Below are 20,171 nucleotides of genomic sequence, written 5' to 3' on the forward strand. Positions count from 1 at the left end.
TTCATAAACCGCACCACCTGCACCTCCCCCCCCCCACTGAAACCATGCCGCAACCGCTTTCCCCTCAACCCCCTCTGCAACGCCCCTACCAACGGCCCCTCCCCCAACGGATAGCGCCGTAACAACGCGCGAAAATCCAGCGCATCCTCCTGCCCCAGGCACAACAGCAACTGCCCTTCCACCGTCATCCGTACCCGATTACAACTGCCACAGAAATTATGGGAATTAGGCGAAATAAACCCCACCCGCGTCCCAGGATGCCCCGCCAATCGCACATACCGCGCCGGCCCGCCGCTGTTCTCGGTGCTATCGATCAGCCCATGCTCACGGGCAATCACCGCCCGTACTTCATCGCTGGAGCAGAACGTCTCCCCCCGCGATCGCCCCACGTCCCCCAGGGGCATTTCCTCGATAAAACTGATGTCGATCCCCTGGTCGATGGCGTACCGCACCAACGCCGGGACCTCGTCAAAGTTGCGCCCCTTCATTACCACGCAGTTGAGCTTGACCCGCTCGAACCCCGCATCCCGCGCGGCCTCGATACCGTCCAGCACCTGGCGCAGATCACCGTTGCGAGTGATCCCACGAAAGCGCTGCGCATCCAGGCTGTCGAGGCTGATGTTCATGCGCTTGACCCCCGCCTCCACCAACGGCCGCGCCAGTCGCGCCAACTGCGAGCCATTGCTGGTCATCACCAGTTCACGCAAGCCCGGCAGTGCCGCGATGTTGCGGCACAGCCCGACAATGCCCGGGCGAATCAGCGGCTCGCCCCCGGTGAGGCGGATCTTGCGCACGCCCTGCCCCACGAACAGCGCGGCCAGGCGTTGCAGTTCTTCCAGGGTCAACACCTGCTGGCGCGGCAGGAATGTCATGTTTTTCGCCATGCAGTACACACAACGAAAATCGCAACGGTCGGTCACCGACAAGCGCAGGTAATCGATCGAACGGCCCACCCCATCCACCAGGCTCATGTCACTGCACCAACGGTGAGTCGGCACCCTGCAGCGCGATGCCGCGGATGTCCGCTGCGCCGATCAGGGTTTGCAGGTACTGCACCAATGCCTTCTGCCACACCCCTTGCTGCAATTGGGTGCGAATCGCGACCGCGACCGCTTCATAAGGCAGCGGCTGGCCTTCGATACGCTGGTCGACGCTGATTACGTGCCAGCCATAACGGCTCTCCAGCGGCTTGGCGGCCAGGCCTGGGGCCAGGGTGAACAGCTGGCGCTCCAGCTCGGGCACGGTCTGGCCCTTACTCACCTGGCCCAACGAACCGCCCTGGGCCTTGGACGGGCAGGCCGAGTACTTGAGCGCCAGTTCGGCAAACTGGCCCGGATGTTCTTCCAGGCTCAGCAGCAGGACTTCAGCCTGGGTGTGCGCCAGGTGGCGCGCCTCGGCGTCGTCCGGCGCACACTCGAGCAGGATGTGCCGCACCGCCAGCAACGGCGCGCTGTGAAAGCGCCCACGGTTGTTCTCGAAGTAGCGCACGCAGGTGGCTTCGTCGCAGTCGGGCACCGTCACCTCGCGCTCCAGCAGCAAACGCGTGGCGGCTTCTTCTTCGTTCTCTCCGGCGGCGATTTCCACCGCCAGGCCCAGCTCGGCGATCCGCTGTTGCAACAGCTCGCGGATCACCAGCGCGCGGGCGGCCAGGTACACCGCCTCCTCGCGGCTGGCGGCCGGGTGGTATTGCAACTCCAGGGCCATGGCCTCGGGCGTGACCGCCACGCCGTTGACGCTGATGATCGGCCATTCCTGTTCACTGCTGGCGATTAACTCCGGCGCCTTGATTTCCTCGAAAGAAGCCTGGGCCACGGCCTCGGCCATCACCGGTTCCTTGGCCGACGAGCCGCAACCACCGCTGCCGCCGTTACCGCCACCACATCCGCATCCTGTAGTCATGACGTTCTCCTCAATACTTCTGCCGCACGATTTGATAACGACGCCCCAGGTACCAGATCGGCGCGCTGACCATGTGCACCAGGCGGGTAAACGGGAACAGCACAAACAGGGTCAAGCCCAGCGCCACGTGGGCCTTGTAGATCAGCGACACCGGCGCAATCGACTCGGCCGCTTCCACCGGCCGCAACAGCACCACGTTCTGCGCCCAGTCGGCGAGCATCACCATCACCGAGCCGTCCATATGCCCGGTGGACGCGACGATGGTCAGCAGGCCCAGCAGCAACTGCGCGAGCAGCACCAAGAGGATCAGGATGTCCGACGGGCTCGAGGTCGCCCGCACGCGCGGATCGCCCAGGCGACGCTTGACCAGCATCAGCAGGCCCACCAGGCACAGCAGGCCGAAAAAGCCGCCCGAGACCATCGCCAGCAACTGCTTGTTCTCAGTGCTGATCACATGGTGGTAAACCGACGCCGGGGTCAGCAGGCCGACAAAATGCCCGGCCAGCACGAACAGCACGCCGATGTGGAAAAAGTTGCTCGCCACGCGCATGCCCCGGTTGTTGAGCATCTGGCTGGAACCGGCCTTCCAGGTGTACTGCGACAGGTCGAACCGCGCCCAACTGCCCAACAGGCAGATCGCCAGGGCCACATAGGGGTACACCCCGAATACCAGCAAATTCCACTTAGACATTACCCACCTCCCCGGCGGGCGCTGCGGCCCGGCCTTCTTGCTGAAAATCCACCCAGTGCAACGGCACCGCGCTTTCTTCGCGGGCCTTGCCGGGGGCGCTTGGCATCGAGCCGCAGCGGTCCTGTTGCTCAGCCTGCATAAAGTCCACCGCCTCCTCTTCCCAGATTTTGTCCAGGGCTTCGAGGGAGTCGTCCCGCGGTTCGGCGGCGACCTGGGCGCGCAGTTCGGCCACGGCCTGGTGCGGCTCGGCGCCGGCAATCTGCAACAACGCACGGAAGCAACTGGCATAGCCGCTCTCACGCTCGTCCAGACGCGCAGCGAGCAAGGCCAACAGGTGCGCCACATCCGCCAGGCCCTCACGGGCCTCGATGTCTTCGCGGGTGGACAGGAACTCCAGGTACAACGGGATGTAGTCCGGCAGCTCCTTGACGCCGATGGCAAACCCGGCTTCTTCGTACTGGGCCATCATGTCGACCATGGCCTGGCCGCGGTCGCGGGACTCGCCGTGCACGTGTTCGAACAACAACAGCGACAGCGAACGGCCCCGGCCAAACAGCGCGCCGTAGTGTTCCTGGCCGTCCATCAGGTCATTGGCGCAGATCAGTTCCAGCAGCTCGAACAACGCACCGCGCTGCTTGGGGCTGATTTCCCGGGATTCGAGAATCGCCTGCTCCAGTTCATCGCGACCGTTCACCAAGGTTTCAGTGGGGTAGTCCAGCAGCAACGAAATCACTTTAAGAATGCGCATGGCTCAGTCCTCCCAGATCTGGACGGTTTTCAGCACGTCACGGCGGTTGGCTTTCTTGGCGCCGAACATGTTGGTGTCGGAGCTGCCGCTGCAACCGCTGCCGAAGCTGAAACCACACCCGGAGCGTTCGGCGAACGCGTCGCTCATGGCGTCTTCACGGTGGGCGCTCGGTACCACGAAGCGGTCTTCGTAGTTGGCGATGGCCAGGTAGCGGTACATCTCTTCCACCTGCTCCACGCTCAGGCCGACGTCTTCGAGCACTTGCAGGTCCTGTACGCCATCGACTTGCTGGGAGCGTTTGTAGGCGCGCATCGCCAACAAGCGCTTGAGTGCACGCTTGACCGGTTTTTCATCGCCGGCGGTGAGCATGTTCGCCAGGTAGCGCAGCGGAATACGCAGGCTGTCCACATCCGGGATCACCCCGTTCATGCCCACGGTGCCGGCCGCGGCGGCGTTCTGGATCGGTGACAGCGGCGGCACGTACCAGACCATCGGCAAGGTGCGGTATTCCGGGTGCAGCGGCAGTGCCAACTTCCAGTCGACGGCCATTTTGTACACCGGCGAACGCTGGGCCGAGTCGATCACCGACTGCGGCACGCCATCGGCCAGGGCCTGACGAATCACCGCCGGGTCATTCGGGTCGAGGAAGATTTCCAGTTGCTTCTCGTACAGGTCCTGCTCGTTGGCGGTGCTGGCCACTTCGCTGATGCGGTCGGCGTCGTACAGCAGCACACCGAGGTAGCGAATCCGACCCACGCAGGTTTCGGCGCACACGGTCGGCATACCGGCTTCGATACGCGGGTAGCAGAAGATGCACTTCTCGGACTTGCCGCTCTTCCAGTTGAAGTAGATTTTCTTGTACGGGCAGCCGCTGATGCACATGCGCCAGCCCCGGCATTTCTCCTGGTCGATCAGCACGATGCCGTCTTCTTCACGCTTGTAGATCGCACCGCTCGGGCAGGATGCCGCACACGCCGGGTTGAGGCAGTGCTCGCACAGACGCGGCAGGTACATCATGAAGGTATTTTCGTACTCGCCATAAATGTCGGCCTGGATCTGGTCGAAGTTCTTGTCCTTGCGGCGCTTGGCGAACTCGGTGCCGAGGATTTCCTCCCAGTTCGGGCCCCACTCGATCTTTTCCATGCGCTTGCCGGACACCAGCGAACGCGGGCGTGCGGTCGGCTGGTGCTCGCCCAATGGTGCGGTGTGCAAGTGCTGATAGTCGAAGTCGAACGGCTCGTAGTAGTCGTCCAGGCTCGGCAGGTCGGGGTTGGCGAAGATGTTCGCCAACACGCGGAACTTGCCACCGATGCGTGGGTTGATCGAGCCGTTGGCGTTGCGCACCCAGCCGCCCTTCCACTTGTCCTGGTTCTCCCACTCTTTGGGGTAGCCGATGCCGGGCTTGGACTCGACGTTGTTGAACCAGGCGTATTCCATGCCTTCACGGCTGGTCCACACGTTTTTGCAGGTGATCGAACAGGTGTGGCAGCCGATGCATTTGTCCAGGTTGAGGACCATGCCGATCTGTGAGCGAATTTTCATCTCAGTTCTCCTCGATGTCAGTCGGCAATGGGCGCGGCAAATCATCGCCGCTGGAGCCATCGAGCCAGTCGACCTTGGCCATCTTGCGCACCACGACAAACTCATCGCGGTTGCAACCGACCGTGCCGTAGTAGTTGAAACCGTAGGCCTGCTGGGCATAGCCGCCGATCATGTGGGTCGGCTTGAGCACCACGCGGGTTACCGAATTGTGGTGGCCGCCACGGGTCTTGGTGGTTTCCGAACCCGGCACGTTCACGATGCGTTCCTGGGCGTGGTACATCATCACCATGCCTTCCTTGACGCGCTGGCTGACCACCGCACGGGCGGTCAATGCACCGTTGACGTTGAAGCATTCGATCCAGTCGTTGTCTTCGATGCCGGCACGCTTGGCGTCGATTTCCGAGAGCCACACGATCGGTCCGCCACGACTCAGGGTGAGCATCAGCAGGTTGTCGCTGTAGGTGCTGTGGATGCCCCACTTCTGGTGCGGGGTGATCCAGTTCAGCACAATCTCGGTCTCGCCATTGCTGCGCTTGCCCTTCACGCCTTCGATGGTGCGGGTGTTGACCGGTGGCCGGTAGCTCATCAACTGCTCGCCGAACGCCTGCATCCACGGGTGATCCTGGTAGAACTGCTGGCGGCCGGTGATGGTGCGCCATGGGATGTTTTCATGCACGTTGGTGTAGCCGGCGTTGTAGCTCACGTGCTCGTCTTCCAGGCCTGACCAGGTCGGGCTGGAGATGATCTTGCGCGGCTGCGCCTGGATGTCGCGGAAGCGAATCGCTTCGTGGGCCTTGGAGATCGCCAGGTGGCTGTGGTCGATGCCGGTGAATTCCGACAGCGCGGCCCAGGCTTTCAAGGCGACCTTGCCGTTGGTTTCCGGGGCCAGGGACAGGATCACTTCGGCGGCGTCGATGGCCGTGTCGATTTTCGGCCGGCCGTGGCTGATGCCCGCAGCGCTTTCGTGATGGTTCAGCTCGCCGAGGAACTCGACTTCTTCATCGGTGTTCCAGTTGATGCCCTTGCCGCCGTTGCCGAGTTTTTCCAGCATCGGACCCAGGGACGAGAACTGCTTGTAGATGTTCGGGTAGTCCCGCTCCACCACCGCCATGTTCGGCGCGTTCTTGCCAGGAACCGGCGTCACACCGGCGCTTTTCCAGTCGGTGCCGCCAAACGGCTGGGCCAGTTCGCCGACGCTGTCGTGCATCAACGGGACGGTGACCAGGTCTTGCTCCACGCCCAGGTGGCCGACCGACATGGCCGAGAACGCCTTGGCGATGCCCTTGTAGATTTCCCAGTCGGAGCGCGACTCCCACGCCGGGTCGATGGCCGCCGACAACGGGTGAATGAACGGGTGCATGTCCGAGGTGTTCATGTCGTCTTTTTCGTACCAGGTGGCGGTCGGCAAGACGATGTCGGAATACACGCAGGTGGAGGACATGCGGAAGTCCAGGGTGGTCACCAGGTCGAGCTTGCCGATGGCGCCGTCCTCGACCCATTCGGCCTCGGTGGGCTTGCATTCGGTGCTGTGGCCGATGTCTTCGTTCATCACGCCGTTCTTGGTGCCCAACAGGTACTTGAGCATGTACTCATGGCCCTTGCCCGAGGAACCGAGCAGGTTGGAGCGCCAGATAAACATGTTGCGCGGGAAGTTCACCGGGCTGTCCGGCTGTTCGCAGGCGAAGCGCAGGCTGCCGTCCTGCCAGGACTTGACCACGTAGTCTTTCGGCGTCATGCCGGCGGCAGCCGCATCACGGCAGATGTGCAGCGGGTTGGTGTTGAGCTGTGGCGCACTCGGCAACCAGCCGGCGCGTTCGGCGCGGATGTTGTAGTCCAGGGCGTGTTCCGGGAACTGCGATTTGTCGGCCAGCGGCGAGAGCACGTCATGCATGCTCATCTTCTCGTGGCGCCATTGCGAGCTGTGCCCGTAAAAGAAGCTGGTGCCGTTCATCTGGCGTGGCGGGCGGTTCCAGTCGAGGCCAAAGGCCAGGGGCAGCCAGCCGCATTGCGGGCGCAGTTTTTCCTGGCCGACGTAGTGGGCCCAACCGCCGCCGGTCTGGCCGACGCAACCGCAGAGCATGAGCATATTGATCAGCCCGCGGTAGTTCATGTCCATGTGGTACCAGTGGTTCATCGCCGCGCCGACGATGATCATCGAACGGCCCTTGGTCTTGTCGGCGTTGTCGGCGAATTCACGGGCGATCTGGATGGCTTTCTCGCGGCTGACGCCGGTGATCGCTTCCTGCCACGCCGGGGTGCCCGGCACGCTGGCGTCGTCGTAGTCCTTGGCCACGTTCTGGCCGCCCAGGCCACGGTCGATGGCCAGGTTGGCGGCGGACAAGTCGAACACCGTCGCCACTTTGGCCACGCTGCCGTCGGCCAGGGTCACGCTGTGCACCGGCACGCGGCGGAACTGCACGGCATCGCCAGCCACGTGCTGGAAGTGCTCGTGGGCTTCGCCGGCAAAATACGGGAAGGCCACTTCGGCGACGTCGTCACCGATCAGGCTGAGCTTGAGGTCGATGGGGCGGCCTTCACCGCCCTCCTTCGCGAGGATGTTCCACTTGCCCTTCTCGCCCCAGCGGTAGCCGATGGACCCTTGTGGCGAGACCAACTCACCGCTCTCGTCGAGGGCAATGGTTTTCCATTCCGGGTTGTTGTCCTGGCCGAGGTTGCCGGTGAGGTCCGAGGCGCGCAGGAAGCGGTCAGGCTGGAAGCCAGCGCCAGGGGCGAACCCGGTCATCGGCTTGAGCATCACCAGTACCGGCAAGTCGGTAAAGCGCTTGGCGTAGTCGGTGAAGTAGGCGCTCGGTTTATCCAGGTGAAATTCCTTGAAGATCACATGGTTGAAGGCCTGGGCCAACGCGGCGTCGGTGCCCTGCTTGGGGTTGAGCCACAGGTCGGTGAGCTTGGCCACTTCCGAATAGTCCGGGGTGATGGCCACGGTCTTGGTGCCCTTGTAGCGCACCTCGGTGAAGAAGTGCGCGTCCGGGGTACGGGTCTGCGGGACGTTGGAACCCCAGGCGATGATGTAGTTGGAGTTGTACCAGTCGGCCGATTCCGGCACGTCGGTCTGCTCGCCCCACACCATCGGCGAGGCCGGTGGCAGGTCGCAGTACCAATCGTAGAAGCTCAGGCACACGCCGCCGATCAGCGACAGGTAACGCGAACCCGCCGCGTAGCTGACCATGGACATGGCCGGGATCGGCGAGAAGCCGACGATGCGGTCCGGGCCGTATTGCTTGATGGTGTAGACGTTGGAGGCGGCGATAATCTCGTTGACCTCTTCCCAGTTCGAGCGAATGAAACCGCCCATGCCGCGCTTGCTCTTGTACGAGTCGGCCTTGACCTTGTCCTCGACGATGCTCGCCCACGCCTCCACCGGCGACAGGGTCTGGCGCGCGTCACGCCACAGCTTGAGCAGCGGCTTGCGGATCTTCGGGTACTTGAGGCGGTTGGCGCTGTAGATGTACCAGCTGTAGCTGGCACCCCGTGGGCAGCCGCGTGGCTCATGGTTGGGCAGGTCGTTGCGGGTGCGCGGGTAGTCGGTCTGCTGGGTTTCCCAGGTGATCAGGCCGTTCTTCACGTAGATCTTCCACGAGCACGAGCCGGTGCAGTTAACGCCGTGGGTGGAGCGCACGATCTTGTCGTACTGCCAGCGCGAGCGGTAGACGTTCTCCCAGTCGCGGGACTCCTTACGGGTCTCGCAGTGACCGTCGGAGAATTCGTTTTGCTTGCGGTTGAAGAACCGCAGTTGATCCAGTAAGTGACTCATGATGCTTTCCTCATCAGGCGTGCCGTGGGGTGCGTTGCCCCGCGAATTCGTGGTCGATCAGCAGGGTGTGGCGCAGCCTTTGCGGGCGTACCACCACCAGGTCACGACAATGCAGCTCAGGTAGAAACCGACAAACATGTAGAAGGCCATCGCCGGGCTGCCGGTGGCGGCCATGGATGTGCCGAAGGACTTGGGAATGAAGAACGCACCGAAGGCACCCATGGCCGAGCTGAAGCCCAGCACGGCGGCGGATTCCTTGCCGGCATCCTTGATCGCCTGCTCGCGATCGGCGGCGGATTTACCGGCACTGGCCTTCTCGTGCTGGGTGCGGAAGATCACCGGGATCATGCGAAAGGTGGAGCCGTTGCCGACGCCGGTGGTGATGAACAGCAGCATGAACATGCCGAGGAAACCGTAGAAGCTGCCGCCCTGCCCGTTCACCGGCAAAAAGTGCAGCACGCCGAACACCATCACGATCATCAGCACGAAGTTCCACAAGGTCACCCGTGCGCCGCCCAGCTTGTCCGCCAGCCAGCCGCCGAGTGGGCGTACCAGGGCACCGACCAGCGGGCCGAGGAAGGCGAATTTCAGCGCCACCACATCGGGGAACGAGGTCTTGATCAGCAGCGGGAACGCCGCCGAAAAGCCGATGAATGAGCCGAAGGTGGCCAGGTACAACCAGCACATCAGCCAGTTGTGCTTGCGCTTGAAGATCACCGCCTGCTCGCTGAACGAAGCGCGGGCGCTGGACAGGTCATTCATGCCGAACCAGGCCGCCACGGTGACGGTGAGGATAAACGGCACCCAGATGAAACCGGCGTTCTGCAGCCAGAGTTGACTGCCATCCGCCAAGGCCTGCGGTTGACCGCCCACCAGGCCGAACACGCCGAACGTGATCACCAGCGGCACGCAGAACTGCATCACCGACACCCCCAGGTTGCCGAGGCCGGCGTTCAGGCCCAGGGCCGTGCCTTGCTGCGACTTGGGGTAGAAGAAGCTGATGTTGGACATGCTCGAGGCGAAGTTGCCGCCGCCGAAACCGCACAGCAGCGCGATCAGTACAAACACGCTGTAGGGGGTGTTGGGGTCTTGCACCGCAAAGCCCATCCACAGCGACGGCAGCAGCAGCGACGCGGTGCTCAGGGCGGTCCAGCGGCGGCCGCCGAAGATCGGCACCATGAACGAGTAGAACACCCGCAAGGTGGCACCGGACAGGCCCGGCAACGCCGCCAGCCAGAACAGCTGGTCGGTGGTGAACGTAAAGCCGATGGCGTTCAGGCGCACGATCACCGTGCTCCACACCATCCACACGGCGAAGGCCAGCAACAGCGCGGGAATCGAGATCCACAGGTTGCGGGTCGCGGTCTTCTTGCCGCTGGCGCCCCAGAACGCCGGGTCTTCAGGGCGCCAGTCGTGGATCACCGGCCCCGAGCCGGGCTTTTGCGCGATGGACATGTTCATTCTCCTTGGAGAGGTTGGGCGGTTTTGCCCAACAGCGGTTGCTTGCGCATTTCGCTGAAGTACATCCAGGTCAGGGACACCCAGACCACGCCGTACATCAACATGAAGCAGGACGAGCGCACGCCGGTGAGGTCCACCAGGGCGCCAAACAGGATCGGCAGCACAAAGCCGCCCAGGCCACCGGCCAGGCCGACGATGCCGGACACCGCGCCCATGTTCTGTGGGTAGTCATTGGCGATGTACTTGAACACCGAGGCCTTGCCGAACGCGAAGGCGATGCCCATCACGAACAGCAGCACGGTGAACAGGGTGGCGTTGAGGCCGATATGGAAATCCAGGGGACCGTTGACGGTCTGCACCTGCAATTGGGTCTGCGGGTAGCTGAGCAGGAACAGGCAGATCCAGCTCACCCACAGCACCCACCAGGTCACGCTCTGGGCGCCCCAGCGGTCGGACATCCAGCCACCCACCGCACGCAGCACGCCGCCGGGCAGGGAGAAACACGCGGCCAGCAGCGCGGCGCTTTGCAGGCTGAAGCCGTATTCCTGCACGTAGTACTTGGTCATCCACAGCGCCAGGGCCACATAGCCGCCGAATACAATCGAGTAGTACTGGCAGTAGCGCCACACGGCCGGGTCTTTCAGGCACAGCAACTGCTGGCGCAGGCTGGCGCCGCCGCCACTGCGGTGGGTCTTGTTCTCGCTGGTGAGGAACCAGAACAGCAGCGCGGTGATAAACAGGATCGCGCCGAACACCTTGGGCACCAGGTGCCAGGTGCCGAGGGCGATCAGCGCCGGGGCCAGAAACTTGGTGACGGCGGCGCCCGCGTTGCCGGCGCCGAACACGCCCATGGCAAAGCCCTGGTTCTCTTTGTCGAACCACTTGGCGACGTAGGCGATGCCCACCGAAAACGAACCGCCGGCCAGGCCGACGAACAGGCCCAGCACCAGGAACTGCCAATAGGCGGTGGCGTAGGTGATCAGGTACAGCGGCAGCACACAGGCGAGCATCAACAGGAAGAACACGATGCGCCCGCCGAAGCGGTCAGTCAGCAGGCCCAGGGGCAGGCGTACCAGGGAGCCGGTCAACACCGGCGTGGCGGCCAACAGGCCGAACTGGGTTTCGTTGAGTTGCAGCAGCTCTTTGATGGGTACGCCCAACACGGCGAACATCATCCACACCATAAAGCAGACGGTGAAGGCGAGTGTGCTCATGCCCAGCACCAGGCCTTGTCTCATACGGGGTTGAGTCACGGTATGCGCTCCAGAAAGTGATTCCATGGGCGCAGGTTAGGGGCGACACCCCCGTGGAACTTGACCCAGGTCAACGTCCGCCTGGGGGGTATGGGGCTATGCTGGCCCCACATACCTCTAAGGAGGTAGTCCTAACAACAAGAGAAAGTCTTTATTTATCAATGGATTGGTCTCTTGTGCCGGCGTTTTCCCGTGGGAGGGTTGGCCGGCAACTCTTTAGAGGTAGTGCGCCAGGGATTGCGGTTTTTCAGCCCTTTTCCCTTTGCAGGTGCCGCCATGCAGGCTCTCAACCCCCTTCGATCACGCCGCCATGTTTAACTGGCTGCGCAGCTCCCTGCCCGCTCGCGCCGGCCTGGCGGTAATCCTGATCGCCATTCTCGCCCTCGCCAGCTCCTTGAGCGCCGGCTTGATCGCCTGGTTCAGCCAGGGCGACGCGGCCGCCATCAACACCGCCGGCTCGGTGCGCATGGAGACCTACCACCTCAGCTGGAAACTCGCCGCCGGGGCCCCTGCCGACGAGATCGACGCCATCACCCACAGCCTGCAAGGGCGCCTCGACAGCCAATCGCTCAAGGCGGTGCTCGAAGACGGCCCGCGCAGCGCCCTGCTGCAGAGCTACCAACAGATCCAGCAGCGCTGGGACACCGATCTGCGCCCGGCGCTGGCACGCGGCGACGCGGTGCTGTTCCAGGCCAGCGCACCGGGGTTCGTCGAGCAACTGAACCAATTCGTCAGCCTCCTGCAACAACACAGCGAACAGAAACAGGGCTGGCAGCAAGGCATCCAGGGCCTGGCGCTGTTCAGCACGCTGATCATCCTGCTGATCGGCCTGTACGAATTGCAGTACGGCGTGGTCAACCCCCTGGAAGAACTGGTGCACGCGACCCGGCGCTTTCGTGATGGTGACTTCAAGACCCGGGTCAATCACCGCTCCGAAGACGAATTGGGGCAACTCGCCCTGAGCTTCAACGCCATGGCCGAGACCATTGAACACTCCCACCGCACCCTCGAGAGCCAGGTGCGGCAGAAAACCCTCAACCTGCAACAAGCCAACGCCGCCCTGGAGCTGCTTTACCAGAGCAGCCGCAGCCTGGCCACGCGCCTGGCGAACGCCGAGGGCCTGGATGAACTGATCCGGCGCTTCCAGAAACGCCTGCCGGGGTTGCGCCTGTCGCTGTGCCTGCAAGGGCACTTCCTGGCGCCGGCCCAGCAGATGCTCTCCCTGAATGGAGGGGATAGCCGCAACGTCTGCGCCATCGGTGATTGCGCAACGTGCCAAAAACAGAAAGTGGCGCTCCCCCAGGTATTCAGCATCAGCAACCAGGGCTCGGAACTGGGCGAACTCAAGGCCCACTTCGACGATGGCCATCCCCCCCAGGATTGGGAAAAACAACTGATCCAGGCCCTGGCCAACCTGATCGGCACCTCGCTGTCGCTCAAGCGCCAGCGTGAACAGGACCACCGCCTGCTGCTGCTCGACGAACGCACCATCATCGCCCGCGAACTGCACGATTCCCTGGCCCAGGCGCTGTCCTACATGAAGCTGCAGGTCAGCCGCATGCAAACCCTGATCCGCCGTGGCGAACCGGTGGAAACCCTGGCCACCGTCACCGCCGAACTGCGCGATGGCCTGAACAACGCCTACCGCCAACTGCGCGAATTGCTCACCACCTTCCGCCTGCAAATCCACGATGCCGGGCTGGTGCAGGAACTGCAGGAGACCGCCGAAGAGTTCTCGCGGCGTGGCGAGTTCCAGATGCACCTGCATGTGGACGCCCTGGCCTTCCAACTGTCGGCCAGCGAACAGATCCACTTGTTGCAGGTCACCCGCGAGGCCCTGTCCAATTGCCTGCGCCATGCCCATGCGCAAAACGCCTGGCTGCAACTGCGCCAGGAAGGCGAGACCGTGAGCCTGAGCATCGAGGACGACGGCCGGGGCTTCTGCGGTGAGGTCGACACCCGCGAACACCACGGCCTGACCATCATGGACGAGCGCGCCCGCAGCCTGCATGGCCGCCTCGACATCAGCCCCCGCGAGCCCCAGGGCACCCGCGTGCAATTGCGTTTCCAACCGGAATTTCTCGGCCACTCCCTACAAGGCACCGCCTCATGAACACCCTCACCCGCCACCGTATCCTGCTGGTCGACGATCACCCGATGATGCGCCACGGCATGCGCCAGATGCTTGAACTGGAAGACGACCTGCAAGTGGTCGGCGAAGCCGGCAACGGCCAGGAAGCCCTGGACCAGATCGACACCCTGCAACCGGACCTGGTGCTGCTGGACAACAACATGCCGCACATGAACGGCCTCGAAACCCTGCGCCGCCTGCGCGCCATGAACTATGGCGGCAAGGTGTTGCTGTTTACCGTGTCCGACGCTGAAGACGATATTCGTGATGCGTTGCGCCTGGATGCCAATGGCTATCTGCTCAAGGACATGGAGCCGGAGTTGTTGATCCAGTACATCCGTGATGCGTTGCATGGCGCGTTGGTGATCAGCCCCGGCCTGACCCGCGTACTGGCCCAGGCCCTGCGCTCGCCGCAGCCCCATGGGGCAGTGGAATTGACCGAGCGCGAACGCCAGGTGCTGAGGACGATTGCCAGTGGGCACAGCAACAAGGTGATCGGGCATAAGCTGGGGATTACCGAGGGCACGGTGAAGGTGCATGTGAAGAATTTGCTGCATAAGCTGGGGTTGCGGTCGCGGGTGGAAGCGGCGGTTTGGGCGATGGAGCATTTGCGGCAGGCGGGGTGAGTTTGTTTGTGTACATATCCGTTGCTGCGGTCACGGCCGCTATGGGTTCCGCCCTTACGGCGGGTCACTTTGGAAAAGCCCCAAAGTAACCAAAGGGCTCTTGCCCCACCACTCGGTACCTCGCCTAGGCTCGGTATGCCCGAACGCAGGCTTGAATCCGTGGGCCGCCGTCATGGGCCATCCCTGGCCCAGGACGGCTAACCCGGCGTCCTGCCGGGTTACCCACGGATTCAAGCCTGCGTTCGGCCAGCGTGGTTAACGGGGCGCCTAAGATCAAGATCAAAAGCAGATCAAAAGCCAGAGCCAGATCAAAAGATTGCTGACTTCGTCAGCGGGTAAGGAAGTAGAAGCCACACCGCGTACGCTTCAAAGATCAGGTCGGCTTTAAGGCCGCCTCGCTTTGTTTTTGATTTGGGATCGCCCCGTCAAACACGCTGGCCGAACGCAGGCTTTGGAGCGTGGGTAACCCGGCAGGACGCCGGGTTAGCCGCACTGGGCCATGGATGGCCCATTGCGGCGGCCCACGCTCCAAAGCCTTCGTTCGGGCATACCGAGCCTAAGCGAGGTACCGAGTGTTGGGGCGAAGGCCTTTTGCTTACTTTTGGGCCTTTCCAAAAGTGAGCCGCTGTAAGAGCGGAACCATAGGTGGCCGTGACCGCAGCAATGGATATGTACTCATTCCAACCCCAAAAAAGCGGTCGGCCCAAAGGCCGCCACGGGAGCAAGCTCCCGTGACGGTCTGCCAGGCGAAACGTATTTAACGGGTTTATTGCGATTTAAGTGTGTGCGGGCTTGCTCGCGAAAGCGGTGGTTCAGTCAAAGATGTATTCACTGACACACCGCATTCGCGAGCAAGCCCGCTCCCACATTTGGCCCGCGTTTCACCCGCTCTATACCTGCCAGCTGTGAGGCCGTCCGCGAGCGAGCCCCTTCGCCATCGCAGGTACAGGGCCTAACCTAACAGGTACAGGGCCTAACCTAAGTTGTGTAGATACTTACGCTCATAGGGGGCAAGCCCGCTCCCACATTTTTCACACAAACCCCGCAAGAGGTACCCCCACAGAGGCATATCAACCCCGCCCCAAGCCCTCTACGCTAGCCCATTGCGGAGGCCCAACCATGCTCACCCATCCCCACATCGTGCTCACCCTGCGTCGCCATCACCTGTTCAGCCAGCTCCCGGAAAAAACCTTCCAGGACGTCTGTACCCTGGCCAATCTCAAGCGCCTGCCCGGCCATGCGCCCTTGATGCATCAGGGCGACGCGGCCGAGCGTTTTTTCCTGCTGGTCAGCGGCCAGATCAAGCTGCACCGGGTCACGGGTGAAGGCCAGGAACATCTGGTGGAAGTCATCCAGCCCGGCCAGACCTTTGCCGAAGCGCTGCTGTTCACCCAGGCCAAGGCCTATCCGGTGAGCGCCACCGCGCTCAAGGACAGCGTGCTGGTCAGCATCGAAGGCCAGCACTACCGCCGGGCCCTGGAAGACCAGCCGAAAATCTGCCTGGCGATCCTGGCCAGCATGAGCATCCACCTGCATCAGCGCCTCAAGGACATCGACACCCTGACCCTGGCCAACGCCAGCCGTCGGGTGATCAACTTCCTGTTCCAGGAGCGCGATGCGCTGAGTGGCGAGGTGGTGCTGCAAGTGCCCAAGCGCCTGGTGGCGTCGAAGCTGGGGATCCAGCCGGAGACCTTTTCAAGGATCCTGCACCGGCTGGTGGAAGGCGGGTTGATCGAGGTGCAGCGGCGCACCATTCGAATCCTCTGCGAAGAACAGTTGATGGGCTATCAGGCCGGCTGATCAGTGCCCGCTATGGCCCGCTGACGCCCGCCCCGCCCGCTCCAGATTCCGCCACAACCAGGGCGGCAACACATCCGAGTCCAAACTGTCGATCAGATTCTTCAACCCCAGCCCCAATTCCGTATCCCCCTCAATCACCAACCGGCGGCGAAAGAACAACGTATCCGGATCTTCCTGGCGGCTGGCCAGCAACAGAAACTCCCGCCAATTACCACTGATGCTGACCTGCGCCTCAGCCTTTTGCGCAATCCGCAACCCATCCCGCCCCAGGGTCAGGTACCAGCACAACCCCAGGTCAGGAATACGCAAACACAGCCAACGCCCGCGCAGCAGGTCAAACCCGCCGTCGCGCAGGGGTTTGGCCAGGCAGCGGTTGAGGGCCTGCTGCAAGACCAGGCGCTGTACGCCAAACGGCACACGGCGGATCAATGGCAACAACCGGTCGGCACCCTTGAGCAGCCATGGTTTACGACTCAGCACAGGCCCACCTCCTCAACCCGCAACATGCCCGCCTGGCCGTGCCAGTAGCCGTTGCAGCCTTCGACATACAGCGGCGGCGTAGCGCCCTGGCGTACCTGGTCGTAGGCACGCACCACCTCGACCATGCCCTCGGCCCGTGGGCTCAGGCGCAACAGATCGGCACCGCTGGACACCAGGCCGGGGTAATCGGCCAGCAGGTTGGTAACGTCGGCGGACATGGTCTGGATGCCATTCAAGGTGAACAGCGCCTGCCCTTCCTGGCTGGTCAGTGGCATGCCGTCGGGGTAGTTGCTGCAGCAGAACTGGCAATCGTCCTTGGGGCGGTTTTCCGCGCGGGCGGTGAAGCAACGCGCCGAGTAGGCCAGGGGCAAATGGCCGTAGGCGAAGATCTCCACTTCGGGCAATGGCCGGCCCAATTCGCGCACCTGTTCCAGCACGTCGGCGATCAAGCCCTGGGAGCACTCCACCGGCGGCACCCAGCGCTGCATGCCGGCGTCGAGCAGTTGCACCAGGGCGTGACCGTTGTAGAGGTTGAGCGCCGGGCCGCCGACAAAGGGCAATTTGCGTTCGATCAGCATCTGCACCGCGCCCATGTCGTTGGCCTCCACCAGCAACTCGCCGTTGTCGCACAGGCGGCGCAGGCTCGACAGTTCGGAGGCGGCTTCGATCAAGGTCAGGCTCGACAACACGATCTGCGCCGGGCTGCAGGTCTGCAGCTCCCGCCCCAGGCCCAACCAACGGTCCAGGGAAAACGCGCGGCGCTTGGCACACACGGTTTCGCCCAGGTAAATCGCGTCCAGGGGCAAGCCGGCCATGTCCGAGTAGAAGCGCCCCAGGTGTTCCTTATCCCAATAAAACAGCACCGGTCCCAGGCTGAGTTTCATCTGTGTCTCCTCACTGCCATGCACGATGGTAGGCGCCGAGTGTGGTCTGGCTGCCTTCGGATAACCCGGCCAGCACCTGGCGCCATTGGTCCTTGACCACAAAGCTGGCCGGTGCGCTGCGGTGGGCGTCGAGCGCGGCGCGCCAGACCCGGGTGACTTGTTCCACATACGCCGGGCTGCGTTGGCGGCCTTCGATCTTGACCGCTTCGACGCCGATGGCGCTGAGCTCCGGCAGCAGGTCGAGGGTGTCGAGGCTGGTGGGTTCTTCGAGGGCATGGAAGCGTTTGCCGCCGACCAGGAAGCGGCCCTTGCACAGGGTCGGGTAACCGGCGGGTTCGTCGGCGGTATAACGGTCGATCAGTACTTCGCTCAGGCGCGCACTCAAGCCCTCGGCATCTTCGCTCCAGCGCACCGCCTTGGCCGGCGAGCACACGCCGCACAGGTTCGGCGACTCGCCGGTGATATAGGAAGACAGGTGGCAACGCCCCTCGGCCATGATGCACAGGCTGCCAAAACCGAACACTTCGATGGGCACCGGGCTGCTCGCAGCCACCTGCTTGACCTGGGCCAGGGACAGCACACGGGGCAATACCGCGCGGCGAATGCCATAGAGTTCGGCATAGAACTTCAGCGCCGCCGCGTGGGTGGCCGAGCCCTGTACCGAGAGGTGCAAGGCCATGTGCGGATGCTGGCGGCTGGCGTAGTCGAGCACGCCGGGGTCGGCGGCGATCAGGGCGTCCACGCCGTGGTCCGCCGCGCGGTCGACGGCGCGTTGCCAGCGCGCCCAGATCTTCGGTTGCGGGTAGGTGTTGACCGCCACGTACAGCTTGCGCTGGTGCTGGCGAATAAAGGCGACGGCACCGTCGAACTGTTTGTCGTCCATGTTCAACCCGGCAAAGTGCCGGGCATTGGTGTCATCGCGAAAACCGACATACACCGCATCGGCGCCTTGACGCACAGCGGCTTTAAGCGCAGGCAGGTTGCCTGCCGGGCAGACCAGTTGCATGGGGGCTCCTCAGAGAAATTCAGCGAAAGACACAAACGGCACCGGTTCATCCTTGAGCACCTGATGCTCACGCTCGACGATCACCAGGCCATCGGCCCAACAGGCGGCGGTGAGCATCGCCGAGCTTTGCTGGGGGTGCAGCACGGCGCGCAATTGCCCGTCCTCGCCAGGGCTCAGGCGTGCACGCAGGTACTGGCGGCGCTTGTTGGGCGTGAGCCATTCGAACGCGGCCGGCACCTGGATCGGCACCGGCAGCACCCGCTCCACCCCTTGGGCGCGCAGCAGGAACGGGCGCACCACCACCAGCGCGGTGATCAGCGCCGCCGACGGGTTACCGGGCAGGCCCAGCCACGGCTTGCCCGCCACTTCGCCAAATGCCAGGGGTTTGCCGGGCTGGATCGCCAGGCGCCAGAAGTCCACGCGACCGAGCGCTTCGATGGCCTGCTTGAGATGGTCCTCCTCCCCCACCGACACCCCCGCCGAGGTCAGCAACAGGTCGCATTCGGACGAGGCCAGGGCCAGGGCATCACGGCTGGCGGCCAACTCATCGGCCATCACCCCGTAGTCGTGCACGTCCACGCCCCAGCCACGCAACAACGCGGCCAGGGCATAGCGGTTGCTGTTGTAGATCTGCCCCGGCACCAGCGCCTCGCCCGGATCACGCAACTCGTTGCCGCTGCTGAGCAGGCACACCCGCAACGGGCGATAGACTTTCAACCGAGGAATGCCCGCCGAGGCGAGCAAGCCGATATCCTGGGCGCGCAGGCGCTTGCCGACGGCGATCAGGGTCTGCCCGCGCTGCAGCTCTTCACCCCGCTTGCGCACGTGCTCGCCGAGACGTACCGGCGGGCACCAGATGCGCTGGCCGTACAGGCGGCAACGCTCCTGGGCCACCACCGTGTCAGCGCCAGGCGGTAGCGGCGCACCGGTAAAGATGCGCACGGCCTGCCCGGCCTGCACGCTCACCTTGCTGTGCTGCCCCGCCGCAATGCGCCCGGCGAGCATCAGGTAGCCGCCTTCGGCCGGCACGTCCTCGGCGCGCAGGGCGTAGCCGTCCATGGCGCTGTTGTCGAAACCGGGCAAATCCAGGGGCGAGAACAGCTCTTCAGCGACCACCCGCCCCAGCGCCTGCTCCAGGCCAATCACCTGGGTGCTCGGCGGCGGCGGCGCCTGGGCCAGCAGCGTGGCGATGGCTTCGTCCACCGGCATCAGGTGGCCGCTGTCACACACCGAGACACTCATGAACGCGACTCGCAGGCTTGCAGGGTTTGCTCAGGCTGGGGCTTGAGGTGCGGCACGAAGTTGCACGGGCCGGTGCGGCTGTCCAACTGCCCCGCCAGGATCTGGTCCCAGCCGGTGCGACACGCCCCCGGCGAGCCCGGCATGCAGCACACCAGCACGCCGTTGCTGATGCCGGCCAACGCGCGGGACTGCACGGTGGAAGTGCCGATTTCGGCCAGGGACACCTGGCGGAACAGCTCACCGAAGCCTTCGACATGTTTGTCCAGCAACGGCAACACCGCCTGGGGCGTGTTGTCACGGGCGGTGAAACCGGTGCCGCCGGTCATCAGCACTACTTGCACCTCGGGATCGGCGATCCAAAGCGAAACCTGCGCACGAATCTGGTAGATGTCGTCGATCACCAGGCCACGGTCGATGAGCACATGCCCGGCACTTTCGAGGCGGTCCACCAGGGTCTGGCCGGAGGTGTCGGTGTCGAGGGTACGGGTGTCGCTGATGGTCAGCACGGCGATGTTCAGGGGCACAAAATTGCGTTGTTTCAAATGGGCCATGATCAAGGCTCCAGGCGTCAAGAAAGTTGCCGTCAGCCTGCGCCGCAACGGGCGCAGGGCCTATTCCTCCAAGGAGGTATCT

The 20,171-nt window shown here is 63.5% G+C and carries 16 protein-coding genes; 3 read left to right on the forward strand and 13 right to left on the reverse strand.

Going from position 1 to position 20,171, the window contains the following annotated elements; all coding sequences use genetic code 11:
• The 8 genes from moaA to Q8X51_RS30170 form a co-directional block, all read right to left on the reverse strand.
• Window positions 1-971: GTP 3',8-cyclase MoaA (moaA, locus tag Q8X51_RS30135; RefSeq protein WP_407694995.1), on the reverse strand; the 971-nt coding region annotated here is incomplete at its 3' end.
• A gap of 1 nt (window position 972) precedes the next feature.
• On the reverse strand, window positions 973-1,899 hold the full coding sequence (locus Q8X51_RS30140; RefSeq protein ID WP_407694702.1) for a peptidylprolyl isomerase: 927 nt from the start codon (window positions 1,897-1,899) through the stop codon (window positions 973-975).
• Between the two features lie 10 nt (window positions 1,900-1,909).
• Window positions 1,910-2,590 (reverse strand): respiratory nitrate reductase subunit gamma, encoded by a 681-nt coding sequence (narI, locus tag Q8X51_RS30145; protein WP_065948144.1) that lies wholly within the window; start codon window positions 2,588-2,590, stop codon window positions 1,910-1,912.
• The gene (gene narJ / locus Q8X51_RS30150; RefSeq protein ID WP_065948143.1) at window positions 2,583-3,338 is read right to left on the reverse strand and encodes a nitrate reductase molybdenum cofactor assembly chaperone; all 756 of its coding nucleotides are present in this window, start codon (window positions 3,336-3,338) and stop codon (window positions 2,583-2,585) included. Before narJ ends, narI begins: the two co-directional genes overlap by 8 nt.
• 3 nt (window positions 3,339-3,341) lie before the next feature.
• Complete coding sequence (narH, locus tag Q8X51_RS30155; protein ID WP_027607174.1) at window positions 3,342-4,880, reverse strand: nitrate reductase subunit beta; 1,539 nt, start codon at window positions 4,878-4,880, stop codon at window positions 3,342-3,344.
• 1 nt (window position 4,881) lies between these two features.
• Complete coding sequence (locus Q8X51_RS30160; protein WP_407694701.1) at window positions 4,882-8,655, reverse strand: nitrate reductase subunit alpha; 3,774 nt, start codon at window positions 8,653-8,655, stop codon at window positions 4,882-4,884.
• A 57-nt stretch (window positions 8,656-8,712) separates the two neighbouring features.
• Window positions 8,713-10,110: a NarK family nitrate/nitrite MFS transporter gene (locus tag Q8X51_RS30165; RefSeq protein ID WP_407694700.1), complete on the reverse strand. Its 1,398-nt coding sequence runs from the start codon at window positions 10,108-10,110 to the stop codon at window positions 8,713-8,715.
• A 2-nt stretch (window positions 10,111-10,112) separates the two neighbouring features.
• Complete coding sequence (locus Q8X51_RS30170; protein WP_141690804.1) at window positions 10,113-11,369, reverse strand: MFS transporter; 1,257 nt, start codon at window positions 11,367-11,369, stop codon at window positions 10,113-10,115.
• Between the two features lie 310 nt (window positions 11,370-11,679).
• On the opposite strand from Q8X51_RS30170, the gene Q8X51_RS30175 reads away from it, so the two are divergent.
• The 3 genes from Q8X51_RS30175 to Q8X51_RS30185 all read left to right on the forward strand — a co-directional run bounded on the left by Q8X51_RS30175 (window position 11,680) and on the right by Q8X51_RS30185 (window position 15,926).
• Entirely contained in the window at window positions 11,680-13,482 is a 1,803-nt protein-coding gene (locus Q8X51_RS30175) for a HAMP domain-containing protein (protein ID WP_407694699.1), read from the forward strand.
• Complete coding sequence (narL, locus tag Q8X51_RS30180; RefSeq protein ID WP_065924649.1) at window positions 13,479-14,126, forward strand: two-component system response regulator NarL; 648 nt, start codon at window positions 13,479-13,481, stop codon at window positions 14,124-14,126. Before Q8X51_RS30175 ends, narL begins: the two co-directional genes overlap by 4 nt.
• A 1,119-nt stretch (window positions 14,127-15,245) precedes the next feature.
• Complete coding sequence (locus Q8X51_RS30185; protein ID WP_065924648.1) at window positions 15,246-15,926, forward strand: Crp/Fnr family transcriptional regulator; 681 nt, start codon at window positions 15,246-15,248, stop codon at window positions 15,924-15,926.
• Here the strand turns inward: Q8X51_RS30185 and ubiT are convergent, their stop codons facing one another.
• From ubiT to moaB, 5 genes are read right to left on the reverse strand one after another with little or no spacing between them, the layout of a single operon-like run.
• Entirely contained in the window at window positions 15,927-16,406 is a 480-nt protein-coding gene (ubiT, locus tag Q8X51_RS30190) for a ubiquinone anaerobic biosynthesis accessory factor UbiT (protein WP_407694390.1), read from the reverse strand.
• Entirely contained in the window at window positions 16,400-17,290 is an 891-nt protein-coding gene (locus tag Q8X51_RS30195) for a U32 family peptidase (protein ID WP_407694391.1), read from the reverse strand. The genes ubiT and Q8X51_RS30195 overlap by 7 nt, the downstream gene beginning before the upstream one ends.
• A 10-nt stretch (window positions 17,291-17,300) precedes the next feature.
• Window positions 17,301-18,296, reverse strand: coding sequence for a ubiquinone anaerobic biosynthesis protein UbiU (ubiU, locus tag Q8X51_RS30200; RefSeq protein ID WP_407694392.1), 996 nt, complete (start codon window positions 18,294-18,296; stop codon window positions 17,301-17,303).
• 9 nt (window positions 18,297-18,305) lie between these two features.
• The gene (locus Q8X51_RS30205) at window positions 18,306-19,538 is read right to left on the reverse strand and encodes a molybdopterin molybdotransferase MoeA (RefSeq protein ID WP_407694393.1); all 1,233 of its coding nucleotides are present in this window, start codon (window positions 19,536-19,538) and stop codon (window positions 18,306-18,308) included.
• Window positions 19,535-20,089 (reverse strand): molybdenum cofactor biosynthesis protein B, encoded by a 555-nt coding sequence (moaB, locus tag Q8X51_RS30210; protein ID WP_065924644.1) that lies wholly within the window; start codon window positions 20,087-20,089, stop codon window positions 19,535-19,537. The genes Q8X51_RS30205 and moaB overlap by 4 nt, the downstream gene beginning before the upstream one ends.
• Window positions 20,090-20,171 lie beyond the last annotated feature (82 nt).

The organism is Pseudomonas sp. Yb2C2, from assembly GCF_052112325.1.
Lineage (GTDB): Bacteria > Pseudomonadota > Gammaproteobacteria > Pseudomonadales > Pseudomonadaceae > Aquipseudomonas > Aquipseudomonas marginalis.